Raw genomic sequence first — 15,946 nt, forward strand, 5'->3', positions numbered from 1 at the left:
CCATAAGGACGTGACCCCAAAAACACATAAGGAGCGTGTAAAGAATGATTATTAATCACAACCTCGGTGCTATGAATGCACAGCGCCAAATGAGCACTAACCAGAACAATATGAGTAACTCAATGGAGAAACTCTCTTCTGGTCTTCGCATCAACCGTGCGGGAGATGATGCAGCTGGTCTAGCAATCAGTGAAAAAATGCGCGGCCAAATCCGTGGTCTGGAGCAAGCAGATCGTAACGCTCAAGACGGCGTATCCATGATTCAAACTGCAGAAGGAGCTTTGAATGAAACACAAGATATTCTGCAACGGATGCGTGAATTAGCAACACAAGCTGCGAATGATACAAACACTGACACAGACAGAAATGAGATTCAAAAAGAAGTAAACTCTTTGACATCAGAAATTAACCGTATCGGTAATACCACTGAGTTCAACACACAAAAACTGTTGAACGGAGAAAAAGATGGGTCAGAAGCAATAGCAGCAGTTGCTGGAGAGTTCACTAGTACGGACGATATTGGAACAGAGGACGTTACTATTGATGGAGTGAATTTCACTTATGTAGATAGTGGGGCGACTGCAGCTGATGGAGAATTCTCAGATGCTGAGGGACTGGCTGCCGCCATTGATGCTTCTGATCTTGGCGATAAGTACACAGCATCACACAGCACAGATAAACTGGTATTAACGCAAGAAGATGGTGAAGAATCCTCGACTGCTCCAAGTGGTCTTGACTTTGAAACTACGACTGCTGGTGTTGAAGGAAAAGACGCGGGATCTGGAAATTCTGCTCAATTCCAAATCGGTGCTAATGAAAGCCAAAGCCTCACGCTAAATATTGCTGATATGAGAGCGTCAGCTCTAGGTATCACTAGCGAAGGCACTGGGGCAGAATTAGGAGTTACTGATGGAACAAATAATGAAGTGACTGAACAGGCGTTAGATCTTTCTACACATGAAAAAGCGTCTGAAGCTATTACAAAAATTCAATCTGCTATTGATGAAGTGTCTGGTGAACGCTCCCAACTGGGGGCAAACCAAAATCGCTTAGAGCATACTATCAATAACTTGGGTACTTCTGCTGAGAATCTCCAGTCTGCCGAATCTCGTATTCGCGACGTTGATATGGCGAAAGAAATGATGAACATGACGAAAAACAACATTCTTTCTCAAGCCTCACAGTCGATGCTCGCACAAGCAAATCAACAGCCACAATCTGTACTTCAATTACTTCAGTAATTACGTTAAGCAGCTCTCTTGGAGGGCTGCTTTTTCATTTATGTGATCAAAATGGAACATGTCTAATAAAAAATTAGGGGCGCGCCCCTAATCCGCCCCTAAAAAGTTGAAAAACCATCGTAATCATATTATTCAAATGTTGATTTAACAGGCTTTATCGACATCAAAATTAGGGGGTTTGGCAAATAATATAATCCGCAGCCAGGTTCACCCTTGGGAACGCGAACAGTATCTCTCCACGTACTAAGATTGAGAAAACCCTTCAGCCGCAATGGCTGGAGGGTTTTTTGTGTTTGCCCGCATCTAGAATCGTTTCTCTTCATTTTGGGCGTAAAAAAACCCTGCTCGAAAGCAGGTTAATTATATTTATTCGGTTGCTGTTTTGTCTTTGCGCGCTACGCCCATAATTCCTGCAATCAATAAAAGGATACCTGAAATAATAAAGAAAGCAGAAACACTAATAAAACCGCCTACAGCAGCCACAATCATTAGTATGCCGCCAAGTTTTGCTTTATTTCGTACTAAAACTGAGCCGACAATACCTAATATTGAAAATAGCAAAGCGCCAAAACCAAGCCCGGTAACGCTACTTGTGCCTGTTTCTGAAAAGCCAGCGTCTATTGCCCCGAAAAGAAGGGCAAAAACACCAGCAAACAATCCTAAAATACCTCCGATCAAACCTAAAACGAATTCGCCTGTTCTATTCATTCTATAATACCTCCGCTATTTTAATGTAATATGAGAAGAATTGGTGCCGAAAACACCTTCAGTAACTTCTGCTTCCAAATGGTCATCTTCTGCCACCTCATCAGTCACATCGAAAACCACTTGCCCTTCAATAGAAGAGCCTGGGTTGACTTCAGAAAAGAGAAAGTCCGCTGCATCACTGGGATCATCGGAAGAATTCGCATAGGTGCTTGCTGTTGTATCTGCTTCAAATGTTTTTCCATCCTGTTTTAAACGAACCTGGGAAGAATCGACCATAGCAGCTTCACTGCCGTTATTGGTATAAACCATGTCGAGCACAATGTACGTGCCTTCCGCTGTTTCAGACGCATACTCACTGCCTACTGTAGAGGCGGTGGAAACATCATTAATTTGAAAGGATACTGCACCAACATCAACTGTTTCACCTAATTCATCGGAAGAATTGGCTTCAGATGAATCTTCAGAGCTATTTTCATTTTCTGTATCAGAAGACTCTTCGCTGGAATCAGATTCTGATTCACTTGTTTCCTCAGAATTGGTATCCGTCTGTTCTTCTGAGTTATTTTGTTCCTCTTCCTGTTGTTCCAATGCCTGCTCACGCTCTTCAAGTTCCTGTTCCCGCTGATCTAATTCCTCAGCACGTTGTTCTTGTTCGTCCGTTTCAGATTCAGTTTCTTCTGTAGATTCTTCCTGTGCTTGTTGGTTATTGGTAGCATCATCTGAAACTAATGCATAGCCACCGAAACCAATCGCGAATAATCCTACAAAAGAAATGACATAATGCTTTGTACGTATTTTTTCAAACAATGCCCGTTTAGCTATAAGTCTCATGCCGGCATGAACGGCCCATATCACTAGAACTAGAAACGATAGAATGAAAAGAAGCAAAAATAAATTTTCCAATCTGTATTACCCCCATTTGGAATATACATCCAAATATATAATTAATGTCTATAATTTATCAGCAAATCAAAATGCCCCTGCAACTACTGGAAGTCGAAAGTGAAAATTGCTTGATCGCTTGGTCTAAATTCTTTTGGAATTTAAGAAAACCCTGCATATAGCAGGGTTTTAGTGTTATTCGCTCAAATTAACCGTAGCTGAATTATTTCCGAAGATACCTTCGTTCAATTGTGCTTGTAAATCTTCTGCTTCAGCAACATCAGGATTTACATCGAATGCAACTTCACCTGAAATTGTAGAATCTGGGTTGACCTGCTCTAAGAATAATTCAGAATTCGCGCCATCAGCCTCGTATGTGTTTCCGTCACTGAGTAATGAAATATAAGAAGAATCCATAGTCACAGCTTCGCTTCCGTTGTTAGTCACTTCAACATCTAAAACGATGAAAGTACCGTCTGCTTCAGATTCCATTCCTTCCATACCAGCTGTATCGGAGGTTTCCATTCCATTAATGACATAAGTCACGTCACCAACTTGAACTTCCTCCCCAGTGCTGTACGTTTGTTCCTCGGACTCCTCTTCCCCTGAAGAATTACTTTCTTCCGAAGAATTTTCATTGTTGCTGCCGTCGCCAGATGAATCTTCGTCGCCTCCACCGGTAACACTTACAATGATCACAATAATAATGATCACAAGGACCAAAGCGCCGACACCTGTCAGACAGCCTTTAAACATTTTCCCCATGTCTCTTAACCCCCTACTTATGTAATGAAACGAGGTTAATTTTAACAGTGATATGATTAATTGGCAATTTATTTTTATTACTTTTTACTTATAAATAATGCTTTTTTACTCAATAATTAAATTTTCTATGCATTTGTTTACGTTTGATTATCAGGTGATCTCTATTGAGAGCAATACTAATGGGATTTGAAAATGTAATGATCGAGTTAGATATAAAAATGGTGCCTATATTAAAAAGATAAACAGAATATAGGATAATTGTTTCATGATTGAAGTCTAAAAATTGCTTGAAGTTGAATTAAGACGTTTGCTTCCCCTTTGTAAAGAGGTAAAGAACTATACTTAAAAAATAAGGGATGATAAAAATGAATAAAGCCCATTTAATTACGGAGAAGCTGGCGCTGGAGGAGGAGTACGATAAAGGCGAGGTTCCGCACGATGAATATACCGAGCGTGTGGAGGAGCTGCAGCAGCAGCTGGAGCAGCCGAATTTTGTAAAATAAATGTAATGATAAAAAGGTAGAATACTATGATAATGTGTAGGCAGAAGGTGATAAAATGAGTAACTTTGCTTACACTAAGCGCGGAAAAACCAATGAGATTCTCATCGGCGCGTACAAGGAAATTATTAATGCGTATTACGGGGAAGAGATTTATTCGTTTGAAACCGAAGAGGAATTATTTCACAGCATTCAAACGTATCGCCAAAAAGAGTATATTATTACCCGCCTGAGTGAACTACCCATCATCGACGCGATGTGGAAGAAGGAAGGGGCTGCCCGCTACGATACCGAGTAGCGGGTTTTTTTGTGCTTAATTGTAGGCTGGGTGGAAACAGTTCCGGTCATGAAAAAAATTCATCGTACATAATAGTTTTTCCTCCCCCGAAACGAACCATCCATACAATATACAACATGGGGAAGACGAAAAATAAATTCGATGTTTTCTCTAACATTCCCAAAGAGGTGAAAAGCGTGAGCAAGCATCAGGAACTGCGGGCGATCATGAAGAAAATGAGCGGACAGGATCATATTATCACGGTGCCGCGTATCTTTATCGATTTTTTGGACGGCGATTTGAACACGGCGCTGGTTTTAAATCAGCTCGTGTTCTACGCCGACAAAACAAAGCGCACCGACGGCTTCTTTTACAAAAGCTACGGCGAATGGGAGGCGGAGACTGGATTAACCCGGCGTAAAATCAAAGGGTCGATCGATAAGCTGATCAACAAAGAGCTGGTCACCACCAGGCTGAAAAAAGCGAACGGGGCGCCGACGCTTCACTACGCGCTGGATTACGACAAAATGTTGAATTCGATTATGACAAAGTGCGCTATTGCATCCGAACAATCTGTCACCAAACCGGATTCGGACAAAGTGTCGGATTCCATAACAGATGATCTGCAGTTGAATTCGACAGATGAATTAAACAGTAGTCCCCGAGCCGTCGACAGCGTTGTTCAGTTTTACGAAGAAAATTTTGGCGGGACGATGACTGCCTACCACCGGGAGCGATTGGGTGACTGGTCTGAGGTGCTTTCCCCGGAGATCGTTATTCGGGCATTAGAGACTACCATTTGCCAGGGCGGCCGCAGCCTGAAATACGCCGAACGAATCCTGAATGATTGGCAGCGGTTCAACTGTCGCACGCTTGATGATGTAGAGAAGTACGAAGAAACGAAAAAACAGCAGAAGGAGGCACGCCGACATGGAAGGAACAGCCAGAGGCATGCAGGAGGTACTCGACAGTCTCGAAAAGAAATCAGCGGAAGTGAAAAGCAATCCACTCTCGGCCACGGATGGTACCGACCGGGAGGATGATTATCAGTGCACGGTATGCAAGGATCAGACCGGCTGGCTGGAAAAGGTGGAGGGAGTGGAAAAATGGGTCATCTGCCCATGCATTCGCGAGCGCCGGACGCAGCGGCTGCTCCAATTCAGTGAAATCACCGAAAGCTTCCGGAACGTCACCTTCGGGCAGTTTCAGACCGACAACGTGGATCCGCAGGTAGCGAGTATGAAGGAAGCTGCGCTCGCCTATTACAGCAACTACCAGGAGCTCCGAAAGCAGCGAGAGAACAGCATGCTGATCATGGGGGCTCCGGGCTGCGGCAAAACGCATATCCTGACGGCGCTCAGCAACAATCTCATGCAGCGCAAAAAGATCGAGGAAGAGGGCGGACAGAAGCAGGGTGTATCCGTCCAATATTTTCCGTACGTTGAAGGGTTCAACGACCTTCGAGATGACTTCACCCTTTTGGAGCGGAAAATGGAGCGCATGAAAAAGGCGGATGTACTGTTTATCGATGATTTGTTTAAGCCGGTGAAGCAGTGGACGAAGGACGGATATGAGCGAGTGCCGCGGGCGACCGCCTGGCAGATCGAGCAGATGTACGCCGTGATCAATCACCGGTATCTGAATCACCTGCCGATTCTCGTTTCCACGGAACTAATCATGGAAGAGCTCGTGGATGTTGACGACGCGCTCGCGTCCCGGATCGTGCAGATGTGCAAATCCTTTCTGGTGACAATCACCGGCCCGAAAAACGACTTAAACTACCGGCTGAGAGGAGTGTATTAAATGGTGCCAGCGTGTGGAATAGTGTTGCAGGGAAGAAAGCTGAACGAAGCGGAAGAGCAGCTGAGGCAGGAGAGGGTGCGGAGGAACATGGAGCGCTTTAAAGAAGCGGAACGGTATTTTGAGAAGGAAAAACTTGTGGTGAAGTAATGAAGCAGCTGAACAAAGGAATTGTTTAATATGAAAGTCTGGTTAACCGATCTAAAAATTAGGGGATAGGTTAATAAATAACGGGGTGGTTTAATGAAAAGAAGAATCAAACTCATGGCACTTTATGGCGGCACGTTTCTTGTTATTAGTATTATTATGAGCTACATATTTGATGGAGAGCTGGATAAAACGTTAGTTACCGGCCAGACAATCGGGGGCATTACGATCGGGTTATTTATAGCCCCGCATTTTCGGCAGGAGTCTTAGGGGAAGGACCACAGGCTGATACGAATTAACAGAATTATCACGAACACGATGTATATTTTTCTGATAATATTTTTAATCATGTTCAGCCTGCATTTTATATCGGATTCTATCGATGGGAGAGCGCTGTCGTTCTCTTCGATTCCTTTAATCCTAACGTTAATAATCAAACTTATTTATCGGTGGCGGGTGAAAGAATTTTTAGGGTAGAAAAATTGCCGCATGTATTTGCTCAGATTAACTAGTGCATACTGCATTAACCTTGGCGAACACCTGGCCGTTCACATTCACTTAATCCGACGATTCGAGCTCGACATCCTGATCCGGTGCGTTTTCCATCTCAATATCGCTATCCTCCGCAATGTCCCCTAAAACCAATGGAACATCCGTGTTTGGGGCAAATCCATCGAAGCCGCCATACAAAGCTATCGTTAAACCAACCTTCAAATAACTACCCTCTGGGGCAGTGACTAAATAAGTATGTTTATCCTCTGACGGTGCATGCATTCTGTAAACACGCTCGTCGTAAGGGTTGAAGTTTTCGTGGGGCGAATATTCATGAGTGATCTCGCCCTCTACCACGATAGGAGCGCCTTCCTGCATATCCTCATGATACGGTTCAGCCGCGTCCTTTAAATTCTCCTCAACATCGATTTCTTCAGACGGCTGGCCACCGATTCCTCCGGGGAAGAGCTTTCCTCCGTATTGTTATTTTGTTGTTGCTCAGACGCTTCCTGCTCGTTGTTTTCCTTCTCGTCCGGGGAAGCGTTCTCCCCCAGACTACAGCCCGCTGAAAAAATACCGAAAGAAACGCCCAGGGCAAGTAACATAGTTTTCTTTTTCATCGAATTCCTCCAGCCTGTATGAAATATAAAAGCATTCGTTTAATTTATAATACTACTATTTAAAGTTTCATGCTTTTTATGCAGGTAGCTTTATTTCGATCAGCTGTTTGCAGGGCAAAAAAAGCCATAAAAGTCTGTTAGGGCTTCTGCATTAATATTTTCGGGGAGAGGACGCGTGCTGCACTACAAAACCCGCCGGCACCTTACAATCGTCCTTTTTTATGAATTAATGTAAGGAAATAGAAGGAAATCCTCCGGAATTGGCGAAAGATATGTAGTGACACTACTATTTTAGGGGGATTGAAATGACAAAAACGATTCAAGTAGGAGACACGTACCGTGATAGGAACAGTGGAAAGGAATATAAGGTCACGAGTTTTAACGGCAATTCAGTCCTGCTCACAAAAGAAGAAACGTCATTGGCTGTGATACCAGTTATCGACGAAGAGGTTCGTTTACCAGGATTTATCAAGGTGTAAGCCGCTATTATAATTTAAATGTTTTGGCGCTCTGGCAGGAGCGCTTTTTTATGTGTCCAAAGAAAAAAGAACATCCCTTAATCTGCTCCGGGCGGGCCAGTGTCAGTGATTACGTATTAGCAAATTTAAAAAACAAAAGGTTTCTCTCTGACGGTTAAAGGCTATAGTGACCACTACTAGTACTGGGAGGGATTGAAATGAACGAGGAAGAAATAACTGCAAAGATAGAGGAACTCGAAACGGGGCTGGACCGCTCAAGTGATACGCTGGAAAACGATCACGATGTGCCTGTGAATAAAACAAAGGCGGATAACGGAGCGTCTGTAGTTTATGAATACGGCAGTGAGGATAAAACCAATGCTGCCCAGGAGCCGACCAATCTTCGCGTGGAATTTGATAGGGAACAGAGCGATGAATTCAATGCAAAAGCTGTTTTCCAGACAAACAGGCATAACAAGGAAATTGCAGGCGGGGAAAAGTCGTTTGACACATTGTATTTATCGAATGGAAATGAAGGCACGTGGAGAATTGATGCTGTTGACGGTAAAGAACTGGAGCAGAATGATCTGGAAAAAATCATCGCCTATACCTTTCAAAGCTATTTACTGGAGTAAGTCACTGGAAGCCGGTTTTCTGCTTAGGATACTTGTCCTGCATAAAAACGAAAAAGACCCTGTGCGTACACAGGGCAAACTGAGGGAATATACCTTTGTAAATTCCAGTCCTATCCTTCATCCAGGGAGATGATATAGAGAAGTGGTGCACTACTTATTTTAAAGCGCTTACATTTTAAATTCACGAGGCAATAGTCCTTTTTTATAGACTGAGGCTTTTCTGTTAATAAAAAAGCCCCGCGGGGAACACGGGGCTGGTCTCAGGAGCGGGATGAAACATTCATCCCACATGTACTTTATCGGATGAACTGTATTCATTAATGAGTCCTTGGATAGAAATAATGTCAAAAATATTCAAAGAGCGAGCAGCCTGCTGTTAACGGTTGCTCGCTCTTTGAATGGCCCGCTCCACCTCTTCTTCGGAGACATTGAATTCGGCAGCGGTAGCTTCCACCGGGCTGGCACCCGTGCTTTCATCGTACGCCGGACCCGCCCAATAAAAGTACATGTCCAGCTGTTTGTCGGTCGGGTATTCCTCCCGCTGCTTCGGCAGGCCTTCATTGTTCATGGAGCCATAAAACGTGTTAATCTCGTGGTCGCTGTAGTCGCCAGGTTCATAATTTTCTGCCGCCGCGATTTCTCCGTTAGGGAAGTAATCCGTTTTTCCGTAAACGTAGCTGCCATAATCCATCGCTTTTTTGGCATCAACAAAGTTGATCGTCAAAAGGTGAAATTCTTTCTGGTCTTTCACCTCCATGATTACCTCGTCACTGATGGTATCAATATCCACTTCATCAATCGAAACAGGGTCTGCTTCCAGGATCACATAATAATTCAGATAAATGCCATTATCGTACGTCGCATTTTCCCCTTCGTGCACTGTGTACGAAGGAACCTCTGCTTCAGGAGCCCCGCCGGTCTGTTCCTTTTCATAAGCCGTGAATTCATCATTCATGTCTTCGGACAGCACTGCGCAGGGTACGCCGTCGTTATTGGCATCAAGACTGCCGGGATCATTTTCAGAGCTGTATTCGTGCTCCGTCCAGTAGTCATACAGCTGTTGATCGTCTTCGAAATCACTGCAGCTTTTTAACGCTGCTTCTTCATCAGCCGTTTCTGTCTCTGCAGCAGCTTTTTCTTCACGGAGGTTTTCTTCCGTGTTACTTGCCGATTTTCCCCCTAATACAGCGGCGATGACTCCAGCAATAAGAAGCACGTAAACCAGAGAGGCCGTCGCAAGCTTCCATCTCGTGCCTGTCCGGAACCCGGGAAGGTGCCGCCATTTTCTTTTTTTCTGCATGAAACTCCCCCTGGATATACTGCTTATCTCAATTTCCCTATACGCGGTTCGTCTGTTTAATCGTTTTTAGGAAATGTTCTTCTTTCGATTTGAATTCAAGCTCACTGACTTTGCTTAAAATAAAATGGTATTTAGAGATTTCGCCGCTGATTTTTAATCCCTTTAAAAAGGCATCCGCCGCCTGTCTGATTTCTGCTGTCCCCCGGGAGCTTTCAAACACGATGACGTTCCGGGTAACCTGTCTAGCTTTGCCGTTTGCGGCCAGGTGCGTAATTAAATCGAGCAGATTGTCGTAGTTGCTGGTTTTCGTATTGTTGATTAAATCGACACTAATCAGAAAAACGCCCACCAAGCATCCCCCCTCGAAAGAATGAGCAGGCACATCTATGCCATTTTTTGTGCCAGCCCGCAGAAAACCCCGTTTTTCCTCCCGCGGGGTCAGTCCTGCTTTGCCTGTTGGTTTTTCGCATACGCTGTCCAGCCAAGGTAAATAACAATTAAAGCGGCAATAATGGAAGCCATCGCGCCCCGCCTCCCGTCATTTGTTAAGCCTATTGTACCACAGGAAAATAGAGGTAGGGGTTGTCAAATACGCCTGCGGACTGCCTTTTGAACGTACAGCTGAAATGAAGAAGGCAAAGGGGCGGTTACTTTGAATTACGAACCAGGCACGCGCGTATTCAGCGAGGCAAGGCAACAGTGGGGCGTGATGATGCTTCAAAATCACCACCAGGGACCGGAGTGGTACTATATTAAATTTACGCCGGTCCGCTCGGGGTGGCATCATGAAAGCGATCTGTGGGAGGCAGGGGAGGTGTTCGCCTGGAGCTGGGAGCGTCACCGGGCCGGACAAATCTGATTGCGGTGGCGTCATTTTTTCTTAATTGGTGGTCGTTTTCCCCGATTAAATGTAAAATGGATGACGGTATTAAAATTTTGGGAGGGATCGTTATGTACACATCTATTATCTTTTTCATCGAAGACGGGGACCGGCTGATTGTGCCGAAGTCCAACGAGACCCCGAGCGTGGATGAAATTATTGAAAAGCTGAAAAAAGGCAAAAAGCAGGATCTGAAAATGTCCGAAGTATTCAGTGAATGGTTCAACACCGAAGTGGAATGCAAAAAAGTAACAAGCGTCAGCGTCAACTTTATTTGAGAGCGAGCATCTGCCTGCGGGCGGATGCTTTTTTTCAATTGATTAAAAAATTTTTGGCGGATGGTTGTAAAAAAGGCCATCCGGACTCCTTTACTGTATAGGACGGCAAAAAGCCGGCACCTACTCGCTTCAGGAAAGGATGATGAGCATTGGCACAAACATTAGGGCATCAGCTGATTACGTACGGGGAGGATCACCTCGGCACGCCGTATGAATTCGGCGGCGATGGCACGGACACCTTTGACTGCAGCGGCTTTGTCCGCTACGTGATTGAGTACGTCACCGGCGAGAGTATTCCGCGAACCGCAGCCAGCCAGTCGGAGACAGGCACGCCAATTTCAGACGAAGATCTGCGAACGGGAGATCTGCTGTTCTGGAAGGACACCCGCTCGGAGGACCTGAACCATAACGACGTGACCCACGTCGGCTTCTATGTGGACGGAGAGACATTTTTAGGGGCGCAGGAGTCCACCGGGGTGGCATTCGCCGACTCCACGCGGGACTACTGGCAGTCCCGCTACGTCGGGGCCCGCCGTGTCGTCGACAGCACAGCAGGGCCGCTCACCAACGTAGGCGGAAAGGGAGACCTGCTCCGGGTGGTCGCGAGCCAGGTGAATTATCGCAGCGAACCGTCCTGGGATAGCGGGGCTGTTGCGGGTAAAGCTAACGAAGGAGAAGCATTCACGATCGAGCGCCGTGTACCGATGGAGGAACGGTCGGATCTGTTTGAACTACTGTCCGGCACGTATATTACGACGCATGAAAACTATGTGGAAGTAGTACCGCAGAATTAAGGAGTCCGCTCCCGCAAATAGAAAGCAGGCCCTGGCAGCGTATGCTGGGCCTGCTTTCTATTTTTATCCTATTACGTTTCACAGCCGACGCCGTCCCCGTCACGATCCAGGTGGCCGCCGTAGCCCGGGTCGTCTTCGCGGACCGGGTCAGCTCCTGCGTCGCGGGCAGCGTCACAGTTTTCATAATACACGTCTTCAGAGGATTCCCCGCTGTCGGAGGAGCCGGACTCGCCGGGGGAATCCTGTGATTCGTCGTCCTGCTCCTCGTAGCCGTCGTCAGTCACATAATCCTCGAGCGACCAGATACCGATGCCGGCCGACCGGGCTTCCTCCTCCGCGGCTTCAAATTCGTCGAGATATTCCGTGTTTGGCGGATAGACGGCTACCCGGGCGAGACCTTCCTCAATCAGCTGCTGGTTGAAGTTTTCGCCATCAACGAATACGTAGGCAAGCAGCCGGCCGTAGTAGTCCCGTTCTTCGACGCCGAGCTCAAGCCGCACGTCTTCACCTTCCAGCACGCTTGTCGTAAATTCTGTAGCTTCCGGGCCGAATGGCTGTACGTCCATCTGTGGATGCTTGGTCTCCGGCGTGTCGACGAGAATGAGACGAATGCGCTCCTCGCCTCCTTCGTAGTCTACATCGATAGTATCTCCATCGACAATGTTGGTTACTGTCGCGTTCGTGTCTTCTGCATCAGAGTCGGACTGGGCGTCTGCCGATGCTTCCTCATCGGTGCTTTCGCTGTCTTCAGAGGAATTACCGTTAGATGCTTCTTCGGTGTTGCTGGCGTCCTCCGGCTGTTGTTCTTCTGTCGTTTCGTCATTTTCACTGCCGGAAGCGGCCTCGTCATCCGCACTCTCGTTATTTTCTTCTGTCTGCTCTTCGGTGTCTGCAGTACTTTCCTCTTCGGATGTTTGTTCATTCGTCTGTTCTTCCGCGGTGTCACTGCCGCTCTCCTCACCGGACTCTTCGCTGCATGCAGTTAGAAAGAGCGTCAGCGCCAGAGTGGAGGACAAAAGCCTGACTGGTTTTTTCAATAGAATCACCCCGCTGCATAATTGGTTAGCCCATAGATAGGTAATAGATGGACGTAATCTGCGTAAAAAGTCTCGGTTCTCATAGTTAATAATAGTGTACAAGAAAGCATGTGAAAAGAAAATAACTAATCCAGCAGTGCTTGTCGCTGAAAGTATGCAACAGCATAGAACTGCCATAAAAAGTACACGTTTTACAAGGGGGAGGGGCAATTCCCCCTAAGGCTGGAAGTGAACAAAAAAAACCCTGCGCCTCTGCAGCGCAGGGTCTGTACCCCCAAATTATTTCGGCAGGTAGTCGTTTCGCACAATCAGCACATCGCAGGCGGCTCGCCGTACGAGACTCTCTGAGACGCTCCCGAGAAACAGGCGCTCAGCTCGTCCCATCCCGGAGGAGCCGGCAACAATCAGGTCCGCTTCGAATTTTTTGGCGGCCTCGGTTGGAATCACTACCTTCGGTGCTCCGTATTCGACGGAAAAATCAATCGCCGAAATGTCTTCTGCGGCACTTAAATTCCGGTATTCCTCGAGCAGCTCTTTTCCGCGTTCCCTGTACATCTGAACAATATCCTCGGTATGGTATTCGGCCGAAGAAATAAACGGCGTATTCAGCACGTATATAACCTGCACGCGGCTTTTCTCCCGTTTGGCAATGTCGAGTCCGGCATATAAAGCGCTTGTCGAGACCTCGGAGCCGTCGACAGCAATCAGAACAGAGCTGTACGGCTTTGGCGGCTCTTCGTTTTTGACAATCCAGACGTCGCACGAGGCGTGGCGGACGATGCTTGCGGCCACGCTTCCAAAAACCCTTTTTTCAAACGTACCGGCTCCCGAGCCCCCGGAAAGAATCAGGTCGGCTCCGAACTCATGGGCTATTTCGCCGGGAATTAACGCTTTGGGAGGCCCTTCCTTCATAAATGTCAGGACGTTTTTCACGCCCTGATCCTCGGCGCTTTTTTTAGCACGGTCCAGAATGTCGCTGCCAATACGTTCCGACGCGCTTAACAGATCCGGGGACTCCTGGCGGAGCTCGCGGATATTGTGGTAATCGATAATATAGCAGAACGCGAGAGCGCTTCCATAGGTGAGGGCAGTTTCAATCCCTTTTTGAAGCGCGTATTCTGATTCCTCCGAACCGTCGAGAGCGACGAGGATTCGTTCATAGTGCAATGCCATTGCAATCAGTCCCTTCTGGCTTTTAGTGGTATGTCTATAGTTTAGCTCATTTTTTTCTTCCTGCGTGTGAGGAACCTCACATCCGCCTGGGACTTTCCTATTTATACTGAGTTCATAAACAGTTAAAAGTGAAAACTATTACAGCCTGAAGGGGCTTTGAAAATACAGCACAAAGGAGTTTCGGTATAATGGATGGATTAAAGCAGATTGTCTGGAAGGAAATGCTGAAGGAATGCGGTGGGGCCATTCCGCAAACCCTGCCGGAATTAAACGGTTTAGCGGAGCGAAACCAGGAAATTGCCTGCCTCCTTCCGTTTTATGTGTACTATTTTCATACGTATGAATGGCAGGAATATTCGTTAATGACAGAGCATGCGCTTCCCGGAGCGCTGAACCACGCTGCCTTTATAGCGATCGACACGCCGTCGCTGCAGGCCTCGGCGCAGATGAAGCGGTACTTTTACGGGCTGTCGTTTATCAGCAGGCTTCCGGAGGAGGGGGAGACGGCGTTTACCCTGGAGGAATGGACGCTGCATGTATTCAGGAAATACTATTCCTTAACGACAAAAGCAGCCCTTCCTGTGGGGGACGCGACTGTAAAACAGAGGCGGGCCGGCATGTGGACCTTCCGGGTCATGTAGGCACTCGAACAGAAGAACGTTTGCGAAGCGTACAAGTAATAAAGGAGGACTGCTTGAATATGCAGAAGCAATACTACGGATATGCGGGGGCAATCACGGCAGAAGTGAGAGAAGAGGAGTATATACGGTTTGTGTATATTTTTGACGAGCCGGATCGGCGGGAGGAAGTGCTCTATATCGGTACGAGGGAAAACGTTCGAAAGTGTGCCCGGGGGATGGAGTTTTTAAATATCGAACTGGAGCTTGCGGACGCTGTCACGGTGGGAAGCCGGACGTTTAAAATTATCGGAATTGAACGGGTGCCTCCGTATGAAACGGTGGAGCGCACGTTCCAGGGTGGCATGGTGACGTATTATTTTTCGGAAGCGAATCTGCCGTTGTCCTGAAGGCTGAAAACATAACAGAAAATAAACATACAAAGGAGATGCGATATGTATAAAACAATTCTTGCTGCTGTGGATCCATCCGAGGAAGCGAAACGGGCCGCCCGGACGGCTATGCTGCTTGCCGGCAGGTTTGAGGCCACGCTTGTTTTCGCGCATGTGGTTAATGAACGGGATTTCAGTGCGTTTCAGTATTACGTGCCATCAGCATGGGACGAGACGAAAAAAAAGAACGAGGCGTTGCTACAGCAGTTCACAGCCGAAGCCGAAAGCGCGGGAGTGACGAAGGTGGAGACGGTGCTTCGCTCCGGCGCCCCCAAGTCGACGGTGGCGAAAGAGCTTGTTCCAGAGTTTGGGGCTGAACTGATCGTTACCGGAGCTTCAGGGATGGGCACGGTGGAAAAATTAGTGATGGGGAGCGTGTCGAGCGGTATTCTCCGCAGAGCCAGGGAGGATGTGCTTATCGTCCGGCGGGAAAGCGAAGGCGGACATAAAAAAATTCTGATAGCCGTGGACGGCTCCGAGGAGGCAGGGCTGGCATTTGAAAAGGGCGTCCAACTTGCACTGCAGACGGAGGCGGATCTGTTTATCGTGCACGTGTTTAACTCGCATATGCTGTATTCCACCTCTTTGAACGCCCATATTTTAAAAACGATGGAGGACGATGACCGGAAAATGCTGGAGGGTTATAAAGCAGAAGCAGAGCGTCTCGGCGTCGCTAACGTAACAACGTCGCTGCTCTACGGGGCGGCCAAACTCATTATTCCACAGGAATATGCCGTGCAACACGAAATTGACCTGATCGTGAGCGGCGCGTCCGGAAGGAACAGGACGGAGCGATTGCTGCTCGGAAGTGTGGCGGAGGGCATTGCCCACCGGGCGATCTGTGATGTGCTGGTGGTTCGGCAGCCGCTCGAGCATAGAGAGCAGTAAGA

General features: G+C 47.1%; 24 protein-coding genes. 15 read left to right on the forward strand and 9 right to left on the reverse strand.

The annotated features are described in order from the left end of the window. Positions 1 to 44 precede the first annotated feature (44 nt). Positions 45 to 1,241 carry a flagellin N-terminal helical domain-containing protein gene (locus Q9M42_RS02590; protein WP_322524971.1) on the forward strand — a complete coding sequence of 399 codons (1,197 nt, stop codon included), beginning with the start codon at positions 45 to 47 and terminating at the stop codon, positions 1,239 to 1,241. A 366-nt stretch (positions 1,242 to 1,607) separates the two neighbouring features. Here the strand turns inward: Q9M42_RS02590 and Q9M42_RS02595 are convergent, their stop codons facing one another. The 3 genes from Q9M42_RS02595 to Q9M42_RS02605 all read right to left on the reverse strand — a co-directional run bounded on the left by Q9M42_RS02595 (position 1,608) and on the right by Q9M42_RS02605 (position 3,596). Then, positions 1,608 to 1,949 carry a DUF4064 domain-containing protein gene (locus Q9M42_RS02595; protein ID WP_322524972.1) on the reverse strand — a complete coding sequence of 114 codons (342 nt, stop codon included), beginning with the start codon at positions 1,947 to 1,949 and terminating at the stop codon, positions 1,608 to 1,610. A 15-nt stretch (positions 1,950 to 1,964) separates the two neighbouring features. Continuing rightward, positions 1,965 to 2,852: a DUF4352 domain-containing protein gene (locus tag Q9M42_RS02600; protein WP_322524973.1), complete on the reverse strand. Its 888-nt coding sequence runs from the start codon at positions 2,850 to 2,852 to the stop codon at positions 1,965 to 1,967. Between the two features lie 174 nt (positions 2,853 to 3,026). Then, positions 3,027 to 3,596 carry a DUF4352 domain-containing protein gene (locus tag Q9M42_RS02605; RefSeq protein ID WP_322524974.1) on the reverse strand — a complete coding sequence of 190 codons (570 nt, stop codon included), beginning with the start codon at positions 3,594 to 3,596 and terminating at the stop codon, positions 3,027 to 3,029. A 365-nt stretch (positions 3,597 to 3,961) separates the two neighbouring features. Between Q9M42_RS02605 and Q9M42_RS02610 the strand changes: the two genes are divergently transcribed. The 6 genes from Q9M42_RS02610 to Q9M42_RS02635 all read left to right on the forward strand — a co-directional run bounded on the left by Q9M42_RS02610 (position 3,962) and on the right by Q9M42_RS02635 (position 6,590). Continuing rightward, positions 3,962 to 4,099 (forward strand): hypothetical protein, encoded by a 138-nt coding sequence (locus Q9M42_RS02610; RefSeq protein WP_022794716.1) that lies wholly within the window; start codon positions 3,962 to 3,964, stop codon positions 4,097 to 4,099. Between the two features lie 55 nt (positions 4,100 to 4,154). Beyond that, positions 4,155 to 4,394, forward strand: coding sequence for a hypothetical protein (locus tag Q9M42_RS02615; protein ID WP_322524975.1), 240 nt, complete (start codon positions 4,155 to 4,157; stop codon positions 4,392 to 4,394). Positions 4,395 to 4,570: 176 nt separating this feature from the next. Beyond that, positions 4,571 to 5,416 carry a DnaD domain-containing protein gene (locus tag Q9M42_RS02620; RefSeq protein ID WP_322524976.1) on the forward strand — a complete coding sequence of 282 codons (846 nt, stop codon included), beginning with the start codon at positions 4,571 to 4,573 and terminating at the stop codon, positions 5,414 to 5,416. Continuing rightward, positions 5,304 to 6,176, forward strand: coding sequence for a DnaA ATPase domain-containing protein (locus Q9M42_RS02625; protein ID WP_322524977.1), 873 nt, complete (start codon positions 5,304 to 5,306; stop codon positions 6,174 to 6,176). The genes Q9M42_RS02620 and Q9M42_RS02625 overlap by 113 nt, the downstream gene beginning before the upstream one ends. Further along, positions 6,177 to 6,323 carry a hypothetical protein gene (locus Q9M42_RS02630; protein ID WP_322524978.1) on the forward strand — a complete coding sequence of 49 codons (147 nt, stop codon included), beginning with the start codon at positions 6,177 to 6,179 and terminating at the stop codon, positions 6,321 to 6,323. A 114-nt stretch (positions 6,324 to 6,437) separates the two neighbouring features. Next, entirely contained in the window at positions 6,438 to 6,590 is a 153-nt protein-coding gene (locus Q9M42_RS02635; protein ID WP_322524979.1) for a hypothetical protein, read from the forward strand. A 288-nt stretch (positions 6,591 to 6,878) separates the two neighbouring features. On the opposite strand, the gene Q9M42_RS02640 is transcribed toward Q9M42_RS02635, so the two are convergent. Both Q9M42_RS02640 and Q9M42_RS02645 read right to left on the reverse strand, forming a co-directional pair. Beyond that, positions 6,879 to 7,169, reverse strand: coding sequence for a hypothetical protein (locus Q9M42_RS02640; RefSeq protein ID WP_322524980.1), 291 nt, complete (start codon positions 7,167 to 7,169; stop codon positions 6,879 to 6,881). 50 nt (positions 7,170 to 7,219) lie between these two features. Beyond that, a complete protein-coding gene (locus Q9M42_RS02645; RefSeq protein ID WP_322524981.1) occupies positions 7,220 to 7,432 on the reverse strand; it encodes a hypothetical protein in 213 nt (70 codons plus the stop codon). Positions 7,433 to 7,737: 305 nt separating this feature from the next. Between Q9M42_RS02645 and Q9M42_RS02650 the strand changes: the two genes are divergently transcribed. Both Q9M42_RS02650 and Q9M42_RS02655 read left to right on the forward strand, forming a co-directional pair. Beyond that, positions 7,738 to 7,911 (forward strand): hypothetical protein, encoded by a 174-nt coding sequence (locus tag Q9M42_RS02650; RefSeq protein WP_322524982.1) that lies wholly within the window; start codon positions 7,738 to 7,740, stop codon positions 7,909 to 7,911. Between the two features lie 197 nt (positions 7,912 to 8,108). After that, on the forward strand, positions 8,109 to 8,525 hold the full coding sequence (locus Q9M42_RS02655) for a hypothetical protein (protein ID WP_322524983.1): 417 nt from the start codon (positions 8,109 to 8,111) through the stop codon (positions 8,523 to 8,525). Between the two features lie 376 nt (positions 8,526 to 8,901). Here the strand turns inward: Q9M42_RS02655 and Q9M42_RS02660 are convergent, their stop codons facing one another. Further along, positions 8,902 to 9,825 carry a hypothetical protein gene (locus Q9M42_RS02660; protein WP_322524984.1) on the reverse strand — a complete coding sequence of 308 codons (924 nt, stop codon included), beginning with the start codon at positions 9,823 to 9,825 and terminating at the stop codon, positions 8,902 to 8,904. A 37-nt stretch (positions 9,826 to 9,862) separates the two neighbouring features. Continuing rightward, positions 9,863 to 10,174: a hypothetical protein gene (locus Q9M42_RS02665; RefSeq protein ID WP_322524985.1), complete on the reverse strand. Its 312-nt coding sequence runs from the start codon at positions 10,172 to 10,174 to the stop codon at positions 9,863 to 9,865. Positions 10,175 to 10,477: 303 nt separating this feature from the next. Between Q9M42_RS02665 and Q9M42_RS02670 the strand changes: the two genes are divergently transcribed. The 3 genes from Q9M42_RS02670 to Q9M42_RS02680 all read left to right on the forward strand — a co-directional run bounded on the left by Q9M42_RS02670 (position 10,478) and on the right by Q9M42_RS02680 (position 11,777). Next, entirely contained in the window at positions 10,478 to 10,684 is a 207-nt protein-coding gene (locus Q9M42_RS02670; protein ID WP_322524986.1) for a hypothetical protein, read from the forward strand. Between the two features lie 92 nt (positions 10,685 to 10,776). Further along, positions 10,777 to 10,983, forward strand: coding sequence for a hypothetical protein (locus Q9M42_RS02675; RefSeq protein ID WP_022792098.1), 207 nt, complete (start codon positions 10,777 to 10,779; stop codon positions 10,981 to 10,983). Between the two features lie 149 nt (positions 10,984 to 11,132). Further along, positions 11,133 to 11,777 carry a C40 family peptidase gene (locus tag Q9M42_RS02680; RefSeq protein WP_322524987.1) on the forward strand — a complete coding sequence of 215 codons (645 nt, stop codon included), beginning with the start codon at positions 11,133 to 11,135 and terminating at the stop codon, positions 11,775 to 11,777. A 71-nt stretch (positions 11,778 to 11,848) separates the two neighbouring features. Here the strand turns inward: Q9M42_RS02680 and Q9M42_RS02685 are convergent, their stop codons facing one another. Together Q9M42_RS02685 and Q9M42_RS02690 are read right to left on the reverse strand one after the other, a co-directional pair. Beyond that, positions 11,849 to 12,814, reverse strand: a complete 966-nt coding sequence (locus Q9M42_RS02685) for a thermonuclease family protein (protein WP_322524988.1) — start codon at positions 12,812 to 12,814, stop codon at positions 11,849 to 11,851. 279 nt (positions 12,815 to 13,093) lie between these two features. Next, positions 13,094 to 13,987 (reverse strand): universal stress protein, encoded by an 894-nt coding sequence (locus Q9M42_RS02690; RefSeq protein WP_322524989.1) that lies wholly within the window; start codon positions 13,985 to 13,987, stop codon positions 13,094 to 13,096. Between the two features lie 188 nt (positions 13,988 to 14,175). Here Q9M42_RS02690 and Q9M42_RS02695 point away from each other — a divergent pair, with 188 nt between their 5' ends. From Q9M42_RS02695 to Q9M42_RS02705, 3 genes are read left to right on the forward strand one after another with little or no spacing between them, the layout of a single operon-like run. Next, on the forward strand, positions 14,176 to 14,628 hold the full coding sequence (locus Q9M42_RS02695) for a hypothetical protein (protein WP_322524990.1): 453 nt from the start codon (positions 14,176 to 14,178) through the stop codon (positions 14,626 to 14,628). Between the two features lie 59 nt (positions 14,629 to 14,687). Continuing rightward, on the forward strand, positions 14,688 to 15,014 hold the full coding sequence (locus Q9M42_RS02700) for a hypothetical protein (protein ID WP_322524991.1): 327 nt from the start codon (positions 14,688 to 14,690) through the stop codon (positions 15,012 to 15,014). Between the two features lie 45 nt (positions 15,015 to 15,059). Next, on the forward strand, positions 15,060 to 15,944 hold the full coding sequence (locus Q9M42_RS02705) for a universal stress protein (protein WP_322524992.1): 885 nt from the start codon (positions 15,060 to 15,062) through the stop codon (positions 15,942 to 15,944). The last annotated feature ends 2 nt before the right edge of the window (positions 15,945 to 15,946 follow it).

The organism is Marinococcus luteus, assembly GCF_034497705.1.
In the GTDB taxonomy this organism is placed as follows: domain Bacteria; phylum Bacillota; class Bacilli; order Bacillales; family Marinococcaceae; genus Marinococcus; species Marinococcus luteus_A.